Origin of the sequence: uncultured Sphingomonas sp. (genome assembly GCF_937871615.1) — a bacterium.
GTDB lineage: Bacteria > Pseudomonadota > Alphaproteobacteria > Sphingomonadales > Sphingomonadaceae > Sphingomonas.
On record NZ_CALMPA010000016.1, the window covers coordinates 1 to 15,837 of the forward strand.

Genomic DNA, 15,837 nt, shown 5'->3' on the forward strand with positions numbered 1-15,837 from the left:
GCGCCGCGCGCACCGCGACGCGGACGACGCCCGGCGAAAGCGCGCCGCCGCGTACCCCGCGAAACAGCGGCGCCGCGCGGTCGCGCGGCCATGGGCACGCCGCGAGATAGCGCTCGATCGCCTCGCGCACCCGTGGCAGCAGCGGCACGATCCGCGCCTTGTCGCGCTTGCCGGTGACGACCAGCGTTTCGCCGAGCGGGATCGCGGCACCAGTGAGCGCGATCGCCTCGCCGATGCGCAGCCCCGCGCCATAGAGCAGCAGCAGCACCGCCCAGTCGCGCAGGCCCACCCATGGCAGCCGCGCGCCTTCGCCGACCTCCTCCGCCAGCGCGACCGCCTCGTCCGGCGCGATCGGGCGCGGCACGCCTTTCCTGACGCGCGGACCCTTCAGGCGCGGTGCGGCGCCGGCGCCATTGGCGAACTCCAGAAAGCCGCGCACCGCAGAAAGCTCCCGCGCGGTGGAATTGGCGGACAGCCCATCGGCGTGGCGATGCGCGAGATAGGCGCGCAGATCGACCGCGCTCACCCGCGCAAGAGCGCCGCGATCGACCGGCCCGCCCCAATGCCGCGCGAGGAACACGAGCAGGCGGTTCGCGGTCGCTTCATAAGCGCGCACGGTATGCACCGAGCGGCGACGATCGCGGCGCAGATGCGCGCCATATTCAGCCGCCGCGTTCATGCGCCGCGCCGCCGTCGGCTGGCGGCGGTGGAGCGGATCGCGCGCCGCCGCGCTCCCGTCGGATCGGCGACGCGGATCGAGGCGTGGCGCATCCGCGTGCCGCCGCCCCCCGGCAACCCGCACGGACCGCCGGGAAACGCGCTGGCCCGGCGCCGATCCGCGCGCACGCGAACCGCGCCCGCATTGCAATTGCCGCAAGCGCGCCGCGTCACCCCCGGCAGCCACGCCGCGATGGGCGCGTGCGCGCGATGGAGAGAGCTGCCGAACTGGTGCCGCGCGGTCATGAGATGCCTTTTGTCGCGCAATTGCCGCAAGCGAGCCGCGCCGCGCCCGGCAGCCGCACCGCGACGGGAGCGCGCGCGCTGGGTAAAGCCGCCGAACTGGTGCTGCGCCGTCATGGGGTGCCTTTTGCCGCAAACCCGTATCCGGGCGCAAATCCGATCAGGACAGGATCGTGATCGCGCGGATCGGCATTTTCCGCGTGGCCGCCGCGAGGGGGCTTGTGGCGCTCTGCGGCGTCGCCGCACCCGTCACGCCACATCGACAACGCTCCCTTTGACCGCACAACCCGCAACGCCGCGAGCCGCGAGCCGCGGCGTTGCCCTGATCGCGTTTGGACCCTAGGCCGGAGGCGATGTCCCGTGCCCGCGTCCTGGTGCTCAATGCCGCGCTTGGCCCGCTCGATTATCGCATCCCGCACGGGATGGCGGTGGAGCCGGGGTCGATCGTCGTCGCGCCATTGGGGCCGCGCCAGTTGGTCGGCGTGGTGTGGGAGCCGGAGCGGATGCCCGCCGACGCCGAGGTGGGGGACAATCGGCTGCGCAACCTGATCGCGGTGGCCGATGCCCCGCCGCTCGGCGCGCCGCTGCGCCGGCTGATCGAATGGACGGCGGATTATTATCTCGCGGCGCCCGCATCGGTGGTGCGCATGGCGCTATCCTCCACCGCCGCGCTTGAGGGCCAGAAGCTGATCGTCGAATATCGCGCGACCGGCCATGTTCCCGATCGGCTCACCCCGCAGCGCGCGCAGGCGCTGGAGCGGATCGGCGAGCGGCAGGGGCTGATCCGCGAACTGGCGGCGATCGCCGACGTATCGGACGCGGTGATTCGCGGGCTGGTGAAGGCAGGCGCGCTGCACGGCGTAGAGGTGGATATCGACAGCCCCTATCCGCTGCCCGACGCGGATCACGCGCCGCCCGCGCTATCCGGCGAGCAGCAGGCGGCGGCGGATGCTTTGGTGGCGGACGTGCGCGCGCGCGCCTTCCACCCCACGCTGCTCGACGGGGTGACCGGATCGGGCAAGACCGAGGTGTATTTCGAGGGTATCGCGGCGGCGATCCGCGAGGGGCGGCAATGCCTTGTCCTGCTGCCCGAGATCGCGCTGACCGAGCCGTTCCTCAAACGCTTCCGCGATCGTTTCGGCTGCGAGCCGGTGGCGTGGCATTCGGGCTTGCGCTCCTCGCAGCGCCGCCGCGCGTGGCGCGCGATCGCCAGCGGCCAGGCGCTGGTGACGGTGGGCGCGCGATCGGCGCTGTTCCTGCCTTATGCCAATCTCGGGCTGATCGTGGTGGATGAGGCGCACGAGACGAGCTTCAAGCAGGAAGACGGGGTGCATTATCACGCGCGCGACGTGGCGGTGATGCGCGGGAAGTTCGAGGGCTGCCCGGTGATCCTCGCCTCCGCCACCCCGGCGATCGAGACGCGCCAGCAGGTGGCATTGGGCAATTACGCCGAACTGAAGCTGCCGGGCCGCTATGGCGTGGCGGAGCTGCCGACGATCACCGCGCTAGACCTTTTGGAGCACAAGCCCGATCGCGGGCGCTGGCTCGCCCCGCCGCTGGTGAGCGCGCTGGCCGAGACGCTGGAACGGGGCGAGCAGAGCCTGCTGTTCCTCAACCGGCGCGGCTATGCCCCGCTGACCTTGTGCCGGACGTGCGGGCATCGCTTCCAATGCCCCAATTGCACGGCGTGGATGGTGGAGCATCGGCTGACGCGGCGGCTCGCCTGCCATCATTGCGGGCATATCGAGCCGGTGCCGCGCGTCTGCCCCGAATGCAAGGAGGAGGACACGCTCGTCGCTTGCGGCCCCGGCGTGGAGCGGATCGCCGATGAGGTGGGCGCGCTGTTCCCGCAGGCGCGGGTGGCGGTGGTCACGTCGGACACGATCTGGTCCCCGGCCAAGGCGGCGGAGTTCGTGCACAGGATGGAGGCGGGCGATATCGACATCGTCGTCGGCACCCAGCTTGTCACCAAGGGCTATCACTTCCCCAATCTCACGCTCGTGGGGGTGGTGGATGCCGATCTCGGGCTGGAGGGGGGCGATCTGCGCGCGTCCGAACGCACCTTCCAGCAGATCCGCCAGGTATCGGGGCGCGCCGGGCGCGGGGAGAAGCCGGGCCATGTCTATATCCAGACGCACAGCCCCAGGGCGGAGGTGATGCAGGCGCTGGTGACGGGCGACGCGGACGCATTCTACGCGGCGGAAACCGAATCGCGGCGCGAGGCGGGCGCGCCACCGTTCGGGCGCTATGCCGCGATCGTCATATCGAGCGAGGATCAGGCGGCCGCGCACGAGATCGCGCGACTGATCGGCCGCTCGGCGCCCGAGGTGGAGGGGATGCACGTCTATGGCCCCGCGCCCGCGCCGCTGGCGATGCTGCGCGGGCGGCACCGTTACCGGCTATTGGTCCATGCGCGGCGGACGCTCGACGTGCAGGATGTGATCCGCGACTGGCTCGGCGCGCTCGACTGGCCCGCGAAGGTGCGCGTCGCGGTGGATGTGGACCCGTATAGCTTTCTTTAGGTGGCGCGTTGCCAGACGACGACATCGACCCGCTGCCCGCCATAGAGGCGGATGTTGCGCGCCGCGATCGGGCGATAATCGCGTAGCGCGGCGTTCAGGATCAGATCGTTCGGCGTCGCCGCCCCGCCACGTCGCAGATCGGGCACCGAGACGATCACCGATGGGCGATGCGACAGGGTTTGCCGCAGGATATCGGCCATTGGCCGTTCGAGCGCGCCGTCTTCCTCCGGCTCGGTGAAATGGCCGGGGAAAACATATCGCCCCGGCAGACACGCGTTGCTGAGATGATAGAGGATCGTCGGCCCTTCATAGACGAACAGGCAGCCCGTTCGCACCGACGCCGGCAGCGCCTTCGCCAGCGCGGCGATATCCGCCTTGTCGCGCCGCGCCCCGGCGCCGGTGTTGAGGCCGTACCAGCCGATCACCGCAAAGAGCAGCGCGAACGCCGGCACCGCCACCCAGCGCCGGCGGAAGCCATAAGCGGCGAGCAGCGCGAGCGGCGTGACCAGCGGCAGCGCATAATGTTCGTAGCAACGCCCGATCGCGACGAACGACAGAAAGCCCGCCGCGAGCCATGCGGTCAACACATCCCGGCGCGGCCTGGCGATGCCGCGCCATTCGGCGGCGGCGGGCAGGATGACCGGCGACAACAGGAGCAGCATGGCGATCATCCGCCCAAAGCTGTCGATGTTCGTCCCGCCCGTGCGCAGGAAGGCGGAGCGGAAGTTGGCGAAGACGAATGCATCCCAGCCGCCGTTGACGAGATAGGGGAGCGCGGTCAGCGCGGTGGGGGCGAGCCCGAGCGCGAGGTAAATCGCCGCCCGCCGTGCCCGCTGCGCCATGGCTAGGCCACGCCGGCGGTCATCGCTCACCAGCAACAGGCCGAACGCGCAGCTTTCGAATACGGCGCTGGTCTTGATCGTCAGCGCGACGCCGCACAGCAACATCGCCGCCAGCGCGCCCGCGTCGATGCCGGGCGCGCCGCGCGGGCGCTCCATCGCGCGGATGACACAGGCACCGGCGATCGCGGTCAGCAGGTCATAAAAGATCGGTGCCTCGCCGAAGCCCACGCCGAACAGCGCACCGTAAACGACGATGACGAGGCCGCTGGCGAGCGCGGCATGGAGCGGGAGCGTGCGCGCGGTGATCCGCGCGACGACGATGCCGGTGAGGGCGAGAAACGCCAGCGCGACGATCTGATAGGCGAGGATGCCATCGCCCGGCAGCGCGCGGATCGCGGCGTAGAGATAGAACAGCCCGGCGGGCTTGCGATCCCAGATATCGACATAGGGCATCGCCCCGGACCACATGCGATCGCCGACGAGCAGGTAGAATTGGTCGTCGAGCCCGGCGATCGGATTGCCGAGCTGGGCGAGGCGCATCAGCAGCGTCGCGGCGATGATGCACAGGAAAGCGATGATCGGGAGCGGGGCGATCGGCCATTTGCGCGATCGCGGCGCGGCGCCGGCGGGGCCGGTCATATCTGTAAAGCCGCGGCACTCATCGGCCGCAGCTCTACGGGCAGGTTGGTTAATGCAAGGCTAAGCGCGCGGGATCACCCCGCGTGTTCGGCCAGCACCGTCAGGCCCTTGGCGTTCACTTCCGCGAAGCCGCCGCGGATGGTGATCGCCTCGGGCGCGCCGCCGGCGGTGCGCTGGACGAGCAATTCGCCGTCGCGGATCGTCGACATCAGCGGCGCATGGCCTTCCAGCACCGCGAAATCGCCCTGGGAGCCGGGAACGGTGACCATATGGACCGACTCGGAACGGATGAGGCGTTCGGGCGTGACGAGTTCGAAATGCAGCATCTTGTCTTCCTCAACCCCTCCCCGTTCAAAGGGGAGGGGATGGATAGGCGCCGGGGCTTACGCCTCCTGCGCGAGCTTCTCGGCCTTGGCGACCACTTCGTCGATGCCGCCGACCATGTAGAAGGCCGCTTCCGGCAGGTGATCGTATTCGCCGTTCACCACCGCCTTGAACGAGCGGACGGTATCGTCGAGCTGGACGAACTTGCCGGGGATGTTGGTGAACACCTCGGCCACGTGGAACGGCTGCGACAGGAACTTCTGGATCTTGCGTGCGCGGCTGACGGTGAGCTTATCCTCTTCGGAAAGCTCGTCCATGCCGAGGATCGCGATGATGTCCTGCAACGACTTATACTTTTGCAGCGTCGCCTGCACGGCGCGCGCCGTCTCGTAATGCTCCTGGCCCACGACGCGCGGCTCAAGCACGCGCGAGGACGAATCGAGCGGATCGACCGCGGGGTAGATGCCAAGCTCGGAGATCGCGCGGTTGAGCACGGTCGTCGCGTCCAAGTGGGCGAACGAGGTGGCCGGCGCCGGATCGGTCATGTCGTCGGCGGGGACGTACACGGCCTGCACCGAGGTGATCGAGCCCTTGTTGGTGGAGGTGATGCGCTCCTGGAGAGCACCCATGTCGGTCGACAGCGTCGGCTGATAGCCCACCGCCGAGGGGATACGCCCGAGCAGCGCCGACACTTCCGCGCCCGCCTGGGTGAAGCGGAAGATGTTGTCGACGAAGAACAGCACGTCCTGCCCTTCCACGTCGCGGAAATATTCCGCGATGGTGAGACCCGACAGCGCGACGCGCGCGCGCGCCCCCGGCGGCTCGTTCATCTGGCCGAACACCAGCGCCACCTTCGAGCCTTCGCTCGTCGGGTTGCCATCGGCATCCTTGGCGATGACGCCCGCGTCGAGGAATTCGTGATAGAGATCGTTGCCCTCACGGGTACGCTCACCCACGCCCGCGAACACCGAAGTGCCGCCATGGCCCTTGGCGATGTTGTTGATGAGTTCCTGGATCAGCACGGTCTTGCCCACGCCCGCGCCGCCGAACAGGCCGATCTTGCCGCCCTTTGCATAAGGCGCGAGCAGGTCGATCACCTTGATGCCGGTGACGAGGATCGAGCTTTCGGTGGACTGATCGACGAACAGCGGCGCTTCGGCGTGGATCGGGGCGTGATGCGCCGAATTGACCGGGCCGCGCTCGTCGATCGGCTCGCCGATCACGTTGAGGATGCGCCCAAGCGTCGCCGGGCCGACCGGCACGGTGATCTGCGCGCCGGTATCGGTGACGGTCTGGCCGCGGGTCAGCCCCTCGGTCGAGTCCATCGCGATCGTGCGCACGGTGTTTTCGCCGAGGTGCTGCGCAACCTCGAGCACCAGCCGCTGGCCGTTATTGTCGGTCTCCAGCGCCGACAGGATCGCCGGCAGATGATCCTGATCGAACGAGACGTCGACGACCGCGCCGATCACCTGGCTGATGCGGCCGACGTTGTTGCTGCCCGTGGTGGGGCGATCCTCAAGGACGGTAGCCATGTTCTGCTTCCTGCTTTCGAAACTTTAGAGCGCTTCAGCGCCGGAGATGATTTCCACCAGCTCGGTCGTGATCGCGGCCTGGCGGGTGCGGTTATACTGGATCGAGAGGCGGTTAATCATGTCACCCGCGTTGCGCGTGGCATTGTCCATCGCGTTCATGCGGCTGCCCTGTTCGGACGCGCCATTTTCCAGAATCGCGCGGAACACCTGGATCGCCACGTTGCGCGGCAGAAGCTCGGCGAGGATCGCTTCCTCATCGGGCTCGTAGGTGACCGCGGCGCCGCCGTCATTGGCGGTCTCGACGCTCGATGGCACGGCGACCGGGATGATCTGCATCCCCGTCGGGATCTGCACCAGCGCGGACTGGAACTTGGCGTAGAACAGATGCGCGACATCGAATTCGCCCGCGTCGAACCGCGCGATCAGATCGTCGGCGATCTCGCGCGCCTGTTCGAAGCCGAGCGTCTTGTGATGCCCAAGCTCGAAATCGACCGCGATATCCTTGGGATAGAAGCGGCGCAGCACGCGGCCCTTCTTGCCCGCGAGATAGAAGCGCACGGACTTGCCCTGCGCGATCAGTTCCTCCGCCTTGCGGCGCGCGGCGCGGACGATGTTGGTGTTGAACGCGCCGGCGAGGCCACGCTCGGACGTGGCGACGACGATCAGATGGACCTGATCCTTGCCGGTGCCCGCGAGCAGCCGGGGCGAGCTTTCGCTCACCGTCACCTTGCTGGCGAGGCTCGCCATCACCGCCTCCAGCCGCTCGGCATAGGGGCGGCCGGCGATGGCGGCCTCCTGCGCGCGACGCAGCTTGGCGGCGGCGACCATCTTCATCGCCTTGGTGATCTTCTGCGTCGACTTCACCGAGCCGATGCGGATCTTGAGGGCCTTGAGACTAGCCATTTCAATCCTTCATGCGTCTCCGCCATCGCGGAGACCCAGCCTCAGCTCCCGCTTGCGCGGGAGCACATCGGTTTACGCGAAGGTCTTCGCGAACGCGTCGAGCGCCGCCTTGAGCTTCGCCTTCGGAGCGTCGCCGAGATCGCGCGAGTCGCGGATTTCGGTCAGCACGTCGGCATGGCCGTCGCGCATGAACGCGAGCATCGCCGCTTCGTAGCGCACCACGTCGCTCACCGCGACATCGTCGAGATAGCCGTTGGTGCCCGCGAAGATCGACACGGTCTGCTCCTCGAACGGCAGCGGGCTGAACTGCGGCTGCTTGAGCAGTTCCGTCAGGCGCGCGCCACGGTTGAGCAGCTTCTGCGTCGAGGCATCGAGATCCGAGCCGAACTGCGCGAACGCGGCCATTTCGCGATATTGCGCCAGCTCAAGCTTGATCGAGCCGGACACCTTCTTCATCGCCTTGGTCTGCGCCGAGGAGCCGACGCGGCTGACCGACAGGCCGACGTTGATCGCCGGGCGGATGCCCGCGAAGAACAGATCGGTTTCGAGGAAGATCTGCCCATCGGTGATCGAGATCACGTTGGTCGGGATATAGGCGGACACGTCGCCCGCCTGGGTTTCGATGATCGGCAGCGCGGTCAAGGAGCCATTGCCGTTGGCGTCGTTCATCTTCGCCGCGCGCTCCAGCAGGCGCGAGTGGAGATAGAAAACGTCGCCCGGATAGGCTTCGCGGCCCGGCGGACGGCGCAGCAGCAGCGACATCTGGCGATAGGCCACCGCCTGCTTGGAGAGATCGTCATAGACGATCACCGCGTGCATCCCGTTGTCACGGAAATATTCGCCCATCGCGCAGCCGGTATAGGGCGCGAGGAACTGGAGCGGGGCCGGCTCCGACGCGGTCGCGGCGACCACGATCGAATATTCCATCGCGCCATTTTCTTCGAGCTGGCGGACGATCTGCGCCACGGTCGAACGCTTCTGGCCCACCGCGACATAGATGCAATAGAGCTTCTTCGATTCGTCGCCGCTCTTGTTCGGCCCCTTCTGGTTGATGAAGGTGTCGATCGCCACCGCGGTCTTGCCGGTCTGGCGATCGCCGATGATGAGTTCGCGCTGGCCGCGGCCGACGGGAACGAGCGCGTCGATCGCCTTCAACCCGGTCTGCACCGGCTCGTGGACCGACTTGCGCGGGATGATGCCCGGCGCCTTCACCTCGACGCGGCGACGCTCGGTGCCCTCGATCGGCCCCTTGCCGTCGATCGGGTTGCCGAGGCCGTCGACCACGCGGCCGAGCAGGCCCTTGCCGACGGGCACGTCGACGATCGTGCCGGTGCGCTTGACGGTGTCGCCTTCCTTGATCTCCGAATCGGTGCCGAAGATCACGACGCCGACGTTATCGGCCTCAAGATTGAGCGCCATGCCCTGCACGCCATTGGCGAACTCGACCATTTCGCCCGCCTGGACGTTGTCGAGGCCATAGATGCGCGCGATGCCGTCGCCCACGCTCAGCACCTGGCCGGTTTCCGAAACCTGCGCTTCGGTGCCGAAATTGGCGATCTGGTCCTTGATGACCTTGGAGATTTCTGCGGCGCGGATATCCATTACGTCAGCCTTTCATCGCGCTGGCGAGCGCATTCAAACGGGTGCGGATCGACGAATCAATCATCTGGGAACCGATGCGGACGACCAGTCCGCCAAGCAGCGCGGGATCGACCCGCAGATCGACCGAGACCTCGCGGCCGATACGCTGGCGAAGCTGCTGCTTCAGTTCGGCCACCTGATCGTCGGAAAGCGGATGCGCGCTCGTCACTTCCGCATTGGCCTCGCCGCGATGACGCGCGGCGAGCAGGCGGAAGGCGCGGATGATCGCCGGCAGCTCGGCCAACCGGCGATTGTGCGCGAGCACGCCCAGGAAATTGCTGGTCGTCGGATCGACGCCAAGCTCGGCGGCGGTGGCGAGCACCGCCTTGCCCGCGGCATCGCGCGGGACGACCGGGGAGGTGGTCAGCGCCTTGAAGTCATCCGACTGATCGAGCGCGGCGCGCACCTTGGCGAGGCTGGCCTCGACCGCATCAATCGTTTTGGCTTCTTTGGCGAGCCCGAACAGGGCGGTCGCATATCGCCCGCCCAGACTGGCCTGGATGCTGCCACCTTGATTACCGCTGGAACTATCCACGCGATTCGCTTTCCTCGTCGACACGGGTTGGCCCCGAGCGAACGGATGGCGCGCTTGACGCACCTCGCTTGGGTTGTGGGGGCGCGTAGCAAAGGGGTCGCGGCGATGCAATGCTTGCGTCATATCGGATGACGAACGACGGATGCGACGGAGAGAGAGCGATGGGCGGATTCACCGGGATGACGATGGACGATGGCGCGGAAATCGCGGTCTATCGCGCCGAACCGCAGGGGAATCGCCGCGGCGGCATCGTGCTGGTGCAGGAGATTTTCGGCGTTACCGAACATATCCGCGACATGGCCGACGAATATGCCGCCGATGGCTATGAAGTGCTCGCGCCCGCGCTGTTCGACCGCGAACACCCCGGTTTCGAGGCGGGTTACGACGCCGCCGGGCTGGCCGAGGGCGTGCGGCTGGCGCGCGAGGCGCATCCGTTCGATCAGTCGCTAGCCGATGTGCAACACTGCGTCGACGCGCTGGCGGCGCGGGGGCCGGTGTTCGTCGTCGGCTATTGCTATGGCGGGTCGGTCGCCTGGTTCGCCGCGACGCGGATGCGCGGCGTCGCGGGCGCATCGGCCTATTACGGCAGCCTCATCCCCGCTGCGGCGGACGAGGAACCCAAGGTGCCGGTGGTGCTGCATTTCGGGCGATTCGATTCGGGCATCCCGATGGACGGGGTGGAGAAACTGGCGGCGAAGGCATGGCCGAACGCCCAAGTGCATGTTTACGAGGCCGGGCACGGTTTCAATTCGGACCGGCGCAAGGACTATCACGAGCCATCCGCCGATCTGGCGAAGGAGCGCACGCTGGCGCTGTTCCGCGCCAACGGCGGTTGAGCGGGCGTCAGTGCGCTATTTGGGCGAGGTGCCGCTGCCCGTGTCGTTCAGCACCGGCGCACCCTCCGCCGCGGCGAGCACGGCATTGCCCTTCAGCCCGGCATCGAGCGCGGCGAGCATCCGTGCCGCCGGATTATCCCCCTTGGCATGGGGATCATAAGCGAGCGGGCGGAGCAGCGCGCGCGCCCAATCCTCCTCGCCGGCCTGGACGCGCGCGACAGCGGCGGCATAGCGCACGTCATCGTCCTGCGGCGTCAGCTCCTGCGCGCGATAGAGGCCGGTGAAGGCCGATTTGACCGGCGGCACGCCTTGCGCGGCGAAGCTTTTCCAGAATTCCCATAACGGCTCGGCATTATTGGGATCGAGCCGGTTGGCGGCGATGATCGTGCTGCGCGCGGCCTGCCACGCGGCGGGATCGTGCACCTTGTCGCGCACCAATTCCCTGATTCGCAACCGCGCCTTGTAAAGCAGCCCCTGCACCGATTTCGGATCGCGCACGAGCACCAGATCGGCCGCTTTCTGCCCCGCTTCGATCTCGCCCGCGTCATGCGCGATTTCTGCGAACCAGCCCTGCGCCACGGGATCGTCGGGGAAGCGCGCGGCGATCGGCGCGGCGCGTTCATACAGCGATTTCGCCGTTTTCTGATCGACGCCGTTGGTCGATTCCATCCGCAGCCGGATCATCGCCGCCTCCCCCGGCAGGAGCGGGCGCAAGGTGACCTGCGGCTCGGCCTTGTCGCGAAAGGGGAGGTACATGCCGGGGATGCGCCGTCCGCCGAGATAGCCTTCCACCTCGTGATTGAGCGCGCGCAGATCGCCGAACCCCTCCTCCGCCGCCTTCAGCGGGGGGCGGCCCGCGTTCAGCAACGCGACATAGCGGGAGAATTGCGCGAACCGCCCCTCGTGGAAGAACAGATAATGCGTCAGCAGCCAGCCGCGCCCGTAGAACGCATCCGCCTGATCCGCCCATTGCAGCCGCGCCCATGTCGCCGGATCGAGCATCGACTGGACCGGGATCTTGGGCGCGGCGAACAGGCCATAAGCGCGATGCTGCGCCGGGATGCCGATCACCGCGCGATCGCTTTCAAGCCGCATGGTCGAGGCGAATTCCGCTACCCCCTCGCTGAACCAGGAGGGGAAGGCGAGCGGGTAGCTCTCGGCGATGAAGTGATGCGTATATTCGTGGAACAGCACGATGCGCGGGAAATTCGAGCTGCCGTCAAAACCGGCGCTGAAGGCGACCGATCCGCCGACGCGCGCGCGGTAAAGCCCCGCCGCCGCCGGGTTGCCGGAGAATTTGCGGACATCCGAATCGCGCGTGATGAACACGGTGAGCGGGTTGGAGGCGCTTTCCGCCGTATCGTCCTTCTTCAGGAAGAAGCGCAGCGACTGATCGAGCCGCTCCAGCGCCACGGCCTGCGCGCGGAGCGATTTCTCGCTGGTGTCGCCATAAAGGATGAAGTGGCGCGAGCGCGCCTCCATCCATTCCGCCCGCGCGGCGGACGCCCCCATGACGCCGAGCCCGACAAGCGCCAGCACAAGCCGCTTCATCATCGGCTTTCCTCCCCCGGTTTGGCGCGAGGATAACGCGCGGAACCGCGGAAGGGCAATCGCCTATTGCGTGCGCCCGCGCGCCTGCACCGCCGCGCGGCGCGCCTCCACCGCCTGCGGCGTGACGCGCGCGTTGGCGGCGGAGGATATGCGATGTTCCAGCGCCAGCCCCTCGCCGAACGGCAGCGCATGGCCGTCGTCGATCAGCTTCTTGTACCCCATGATGAAATCACTGTCGGCGGAGGCGATATCGGCGGCAAGGCGCCGCGCGGCGGAAAGCAGCTCGCCCGCGGGGACGACGCGGTTGACCAGCCCCCAGCGCTCGGCGGTGGCGGCGTCGATGAAATTGCCGGTGAGCGACAATTCCTTCGCGCGCGCAATGCCGATCAGCCGCGAAAGTTTCTGGCTCAGCCCCCAGCCGGGCATCACGCCGACGCGCGCGTGCGTATCGGCGAAGCGCGCATTTTCGCTCGCGATCAATATGTCGCACGCCAGCGCGACCTCGAACCCGCCGGTGATGGCGACGCCGTTGATCGCGCCGATCACCGGCTTGCGGCACGCCGCGATCGCCTTGACCGGATTCTCCTCCGCGCCGCTTGCATTGGCCGCGCCCAGCGCGCCGGCGGTGCTGCCCAGTTCCTTCAGATCAAGCCCGGCGGTGAACGCCCGCGTGCCCGCCCCCGTCAGCACCACCGCGCGCACCGCATCATCGGCATCGAGCCGCCGCATCGCATCATGCAACGCCGCGCGCAGCGCGCGCGACAGCGCGTTCATCGCCTCCGGGCGATTGAGCGTGACGGTGGCGACGCCATCGGCGATGTCGAGCAGGATCAGTTCGCTCATCGGGCTTGCTCCTGTGGTTCGCGCCATCCCCTATCGCGCGCGGGCGCCGCTGGCACGGCAAATCGAGTCGTGCCAAGCTCCGCAGCGAAAACGGGGGAGGAGTATATGAAACGAGCCATGACCGTGGCACTGGCCGGTGCGGTCGTTCTGGGCGGCGGCGCGCAAGCGAGCCGCGCCGCGCTGCGGGAGAAAGAGCCGCCGATCATCGCCAATCTGCGCACCGCCATCGACGCGGCTGAGGCAGGAGATTGCCGCAAGGCGCTCGGCGCGACCGGTAAGGTGCGCGCGGCAAAGGATTTCGCGACCCAGCCAGACGACCTGCGGCTGGTGACGCTGACGATCGCCGCCGGGTGCGAGGCGCGGATGAATGAGCGCGCGGCGGGATATCGCGACGCGCTGGCCGCGACCGCGTTTGCCGACAGCGACAAGAGCATGTGGCAATTGCGGCTGGCCTATGAGCTGGAGGACAAGCGCTACGCCGATGCGGTGGCGACGATCGAGGCGATGCGGCAGGGGCATGGCGCCGCGCTCAACGCGCTCGAAATCAGGTGGCTTTTTCAACTCCACAATGGGTTGAAGAAGGAAAAGGCGACCGGCCTGCGCCTGCTCGCGATACTGGCCGACAACGCCTATCAGCCCGACGAACCGGGCGCCGATAACGAGGCTTTCCGCAAACTCTATGCCGATGCGCTCCAGGATGCCGGCGAGCGTCAGGCGGCGATGCGCATCGTGCGCGAGATCACGCATCCGTCGATGATCGTCGATCTGAGCCTCGATCCGCGTTTCCGCGACGCCTATCCGAACGATCCTGATATTCGTGCCGCGGCGGAGCGGCGGCTGGCGGAGGCGCGGATATCGGCGGAACGCTATCCGGACCGGATCGGGCCGGTTCTCGAAATGGCCGGTTATTTGCGGATGCTGGGCCGCCCGAAGGAGGCGCTCGTCGCGCTCGACGCGATTCGCCCGCTGGTGGAAAGCGGGAAAGCGGCGGATCAGGACGATCGCGTCACCTGGTGGTGGGACGAGCGATCGCGCGCCCATGCGATGCTGGGGGATTATGCCGGGGCGGTCGACGCGCTGCGCACCGGGGGAAAGCTGCGCGAGCACGGCGGGCAGAACGTCAGCCAGGTCATCAATCTGGCGCAGGCCCAGCTTGAATTTGGTGACGCCGCCGGCGCGCTCGATACCATTGCCGTATTCGCTGGCGGCGGGCGCTCCCTCAGCCCCTTTGGGCAGATGCAGGTGGCGATGGCGCGTGGGTGCGCACTGGCGCGGACCGGCAAGGCCGCCGATGCCGCGCGCGATATCGCCTATGTCCGCGCGAACGCCGCCGACGCGCCCGGCACGCTGACCGAGACATTGCTGTGCATCGGCGATCAGGATGGCGCGGCGGCGTCGCTGGTGGCGCAGCTCGGCGATCCCGAGCACCGCCTCGCGGCGCTGCGCCGGCTGAGCACATTCGATGCGCCGCTGGTCGATCCGCCGGTCAATTCGCTCGACCGGCTGTTCCAGGCGCTGAAGACGCGGGCGGATGTTCAGGCGGCGATCGCCCGCGCGGGCGGGGTGCGGCGGTTCAACATCCAGAATGTTTCGCTGTGACGCTTTGATCGCAAACGCCGGGATGCGGGCGGCGTGGCAAGGGCCTAGATCGGTGACATGACCGACGCCATCGACACCGCCGCCGCCTGGGCCGCCTTCGCGGCGAGGGATCGCAACGCCGACGGGCGCTTCGTCGTCGCGGTGCGCACCACCGGCATCTATTGCAAGCCGAGCTGCCCCGCGCGGCACCCGAAGCGCGAGAATGTCAGCTTCTTCGCCGATGGCGCGGCGGCGGCGCGGGCGGGATATCGCGCGTGCCTGCGCTGCAAGCCCGATGCAGTGGGGCGCGACCGCGTCGCGGTGGCCGAGGCGGTGGCGGCGATCGAGGCGAGCGAGGCGGCGATCGCGCTCGACGATCTCGCCGCGCGGGTCGGCTATGCGCCGCATCACTTCCACCGCCTGTTCAAGCGCGCGACCGGGGTGACGCCCGCCGCTTATGCGCGCGGGTTGAAGGCACGCCGCGCGGCCGAGGCGCTGAGCGGCGAGGCGCGCGTGACCCCGGCGATCTACGAGGCTGGCTATTCCGCGCCGAGCCGCTTTTATGCGCATGGCGCGAAACGGCTGGGCATGTCGCCCGGCGCATGGGTGCGCGGCGGCGCGGGGGTTACGATCCGCTGGACGATCGCGGGCACCAGCCTAGGCCCGCTGTTGATCGCGGCGACCGACAAGGGGCTGTGCCGCGTGTCGTTCGACGAGGATGCGCTGGCGCTCGCCGCGCGCTTCCCGCGGGCGACGATCGAGCCGGGCGGCGCGGCGCTCGCCGCGCTGGCGGCGCGCGTGGTGGCGGCGGTGGAATCGCCCGAGCGCGATCACGATCTGCCGCTCGACGTGCGCGGCACCGCGTTTCAGGAGGGCGTGTGGCAGGCGCTGCGCGCGATTCCGCCGGGCGAGACGAGAAGCTATGCCGAGCTGGCCGCGATCGCCGGCAACGCGCGCGCGGTGCGCGCCGCGGGGACGGCGTGTGGCGCGAATCCGGTGGCGGTGGTGATCCCGTGCCACCGCGCGCAACGCGCCGATGGAAGTGCGGGGGGCTATGCCTATGGTCTTGAGCGCAAACGCATTTTACAGGAGCGCGAGGAATCCGGCACCGCGCCTGCGCGACGTGGTTAG

The 15,837-nt window shown here is 68.2% G+C and carries 14 protein-coding genes; 4 read left to right on the top strand and 10 right to left on the bottom strand.

Annotation, left to right across the window (positions count from 1 at the left end; genetic code table 11):
* Both Q0316_RS02890 and Q0316_RS02895 read right to left on the bottom strand, forming a co-directional pair.
* On the bottom strand, window positions 1-679 hold a 679-nt coding region (locus tag Q0316_RS02890), incomplete at its 3' end, for a site-specific integrase (RefSeq protein WP_298669442.1).
* Window positions 676-1,077, bottom strand: coding sequence for a hypothetical protein (locus Q0316_RS02895; RefSeq protein WP_298669444.1), 402 nt, complete (start codon window positions 1,075-1,077; stop codon window positions 676-678). The genes Q0316_RS02895 and Q0316_RS02890, both read right to left, overlap by 4 nt.
* A gap of 236 nt (window positions 1,078-1,313) precedes the next feature.
* Between Q0316_RS02895 and Q0316_RS02900 the strand changes: the two genes are divergently transcribed.
* Window positions 1,314-3,482, top strand: a complete 2,169-nt coding sequence (locus Q0316_RS02900) for a primosomal protein N' (RefSeq protein WP_298669446.1) — start codon at window positions 1,314-1,316, stop codon at window positions 3,480-3,482.
* On the opposite strand, the gene Q0316_RS02905 is transcribed toward Q0316_RS02900, so the two are convergent.
* The 6 genes from Q0316_RS02905 to Q0316_RS02930 form a co-directional block, all read right to left on the bottom strand.
* Window positions 3,479-4,963, bottom strand: coding sequence for a hypothetical protein (locus tag Q0316_RS02905; protein ID WP_298669449.1), 1,485 nt, complete (start codon window positions 4,961-4,963; stop codon window positions 3,479-3,481). The two genes, Q0316_RS02900 and Q0316_RS02905, sit on opposite strands and share 4 nt — an antisense overlap.
* Before the next feature lie 74 nt (window positions 4,964-5,037).
* The gene (locus Q0316_RS02910; protein ID WP_298669451.1) at window positions 5,038-5,289 is read right to left on the bottom strand and encodes an ATP synthase F1 subunit epsilon; all 252 of its coding nucleotides are present in this window, start codon (window positions 5,287-5,289) and stop codon (window positions 5,038-5,040) included.
* Window positions 5,290-5,346: 57 nt separating this feature from the next.
* Window positions 5,347-6,819, bottom strand: coding sequence for a F0F1 ATP synthase subunit beta (gene atpD, locus Q0316_RS02915; RefSeq protein ID WP_298669453.1), 1,473 nt, complete (start codon window positions 6,817-6,819; stop codon window positions 5,347-5,349).
* Between the two features lie 24 nt (window positions 6,820-6,843).
* Window positions 6,844-7,722 carry a F0F1 ATP synthase subunit gamma gene (locus Q0316_RS02920; protein ID WP_298669455.1) on the bottom strand — a complete coding sequence of 293 codons (879 nt, stop codon included), beginning with the start codon at window positions 7,720-7,722 and terminating at the stop codon, window positions 6,844-6,846.
* A gap of 72 nt (window positions 7,723-7,794) precedes the next feature.
* A complete protein-coding gene (gene atpA / locus Q0316_RS02925) occupies window positions 7,795-9,324 on the bottom strand; it encodes a F0F1 ATP synthase subunit alpha (protein WP_298669457.1) in 1,530 nt (509 codons plus the stop codon).
* 4 nt (window positions 9,325-9,328) lie between these two features.
* The gene (locus tag Q0316_RS02930) at window positions 9,329-9,898 is read right to left on the bottom strand and encodes a F0F1 ATP synthase subunit delta (protein ID WP_298669459.1); all 570 of its coding nucleotides are present in this window, start codon (window positions 9,896-9,898) and stop codon (window positions 9,329-9,331) included.
* A gap of 161 nt (window positions 9,899-10,059) precedes the next feature.
* Between Q0316_RS02930 and Q0316_RS02935 the strand changes: the two genes are divergently transcribed.
* Complete coding sequence (locus tag Q0316_RS02935) at window positions 10,060-10,734, top strand: dienelactone hydrolase family protein (protein ID WP_298669462.1); 675 nt, start codon at window positions 10,060-10,062, stop codon at window positions 10,732-10,734.
* Between the two features lie 15 nt (window positions 10,735-10,749).
* Here Q0316_RS02935 and Q0316_RS02940 read toward each other — a convergent pair whose 3' ends face one another.
* Window positions 10,750-12,288 carry a hypothetical protein gene (locus Q0316_RS02940; RefSeq protein WP_298669465.1) on the bottom strand — a complete coding sequence of 513 codons (1,539 nt, stop codon included), beginning with the start codon at window positions 12,286-12,288 and terminating at the stop codon, window positions 10,750-10,752.
* Window positions 12,289-12,348: 60 nt separating this feature from the next.
* Window positions 12,349-13,128 (bottom strand): enoyl-CoA hydratase, encoded by a 780-nt coding sequence (locus tag Q0316_RS02945; protein ID WP_298669467.1) that lies wholly within the window; start codon window positions 13,126-13,128, stop codon window positions 12,349-12,351.
* A 105-nt stretch (window positions 13,129-13,233) separates the two neighbouring features.
* Here Q0316_RS02945 and Q0316_RS02950 point away from each other — a divergent pair, with 105 nt between their 5' ends.
* Window positions 13,234-14,727, top strand: a complete 1,494-nt coding sequence (locus Q0316_RS02950; protein WP_298669470.1) for a hypothetical protein — start codon at window positions 13,234-13,236, stop codon at window positions 14,725-14,727.
* 57 nt (window positions 14,728-14,784) lie between these two features.
* Window positions 14,785-15,837: a bifunctional transcriptional activator/DNA repair enzyme AdaA gene (locus Q0316_RS02955; RefSeq protein ID WP_298669473.1), complete on the top strand. Its 1,053-nt coding sequence runs from the start codon at window positions 14,785-14,787 to the stop codon at window positions 15,835-15,837.

Excerpts from the sequence above, each read along its gene's own strand:
- Q0316_RS02920 (WP_298669455.1), bottom strand. The coding sequence starts at position 7,722 with ATGGCTAGTCTCAAGGCCCTCAAGATCCGCATCGGCTCGGTGAAGTCG.
- Q0316_RS02940 (WP_298669465.1), bottom strand. The coding sequence starts at position 12,288 with ATGATGAAGCGGCTTGTGCTGGCGCTTGTCGGGCTCGGCGTCATGGGG.
- Q0316_RS02900 (WP_298669446.1), top strand. The coding sequence starts at position 1,314 with ATGTCCCGTGCCCGCGTCCTGGTGCTCAATGCCGCGCTTGGCCCGCTC.
- Q0316_RS02910 (WP_298669451.1), bottom strand. The coding sequence starts at position 5,289 with ATGCTGCATTTCGAACTCGTCACGCCCGAACGCCTCATCCGTTCCGAG.
- atpD (WP_298669453.1), bottom strand. The coding sequence starts at position 6,819 with ATGGCTACCGTCCTTGAGGATCGCCCCACCACGGGCAGCAACAACGTC.
- Q0316_RS02895 (WP_298669444.1), bottom strand. The coding sequence starts at position 1,077 with ATGACGGCGCAGCACCAGTTCGGCGGCTTTACCCAGCGCGCGCGCTCC.
- atpA (WP_298669457.1), bottom strand. The coding sequence starts at position 9,324 with ATGGATATCCGCGCCGCAGAAATCTCCAAGGTCATCAAGGACCAGATC.
- Q0316_RS02950 (WP_298669470.1), top strand. The coding sequence starts at position 13,234 with ATGAAACGAGCCATGACCGTGGCACTGGCCGGTGCGGTCGTTCTGGGC.
- Q0316_RS02905 (WP_298669449.1), bottom strand. The coding sequence starts at position 4,963 with ATGACCGGCCCCGCCGGCGCCGCGCCGCGATCGCGCAAATGGCCGATC.
- Q0316_RS02945 (WP_298669467.1), bottom strand. The coding sequence starts at position 13,128 with ATGAGCGAACTGATCCTGCTCGACATCGCCGATGGCGTCGCCACCGTC.
- Q0316_RS02935 (WP_298669462.1), top strand. The coding sequence starts at position 10,060 with ATGGGCGGATTCACCGGGATGACGATGGACGATGGCGCGGAAATCGCG.
- Q0316_RS02955 (WP_298669473.1), top strand. The coding sequence starts at position 14,785 with ATGACCGACGCCATCGACACCGCCGCCGCCTGGGCCGCCTTCGCGGCG.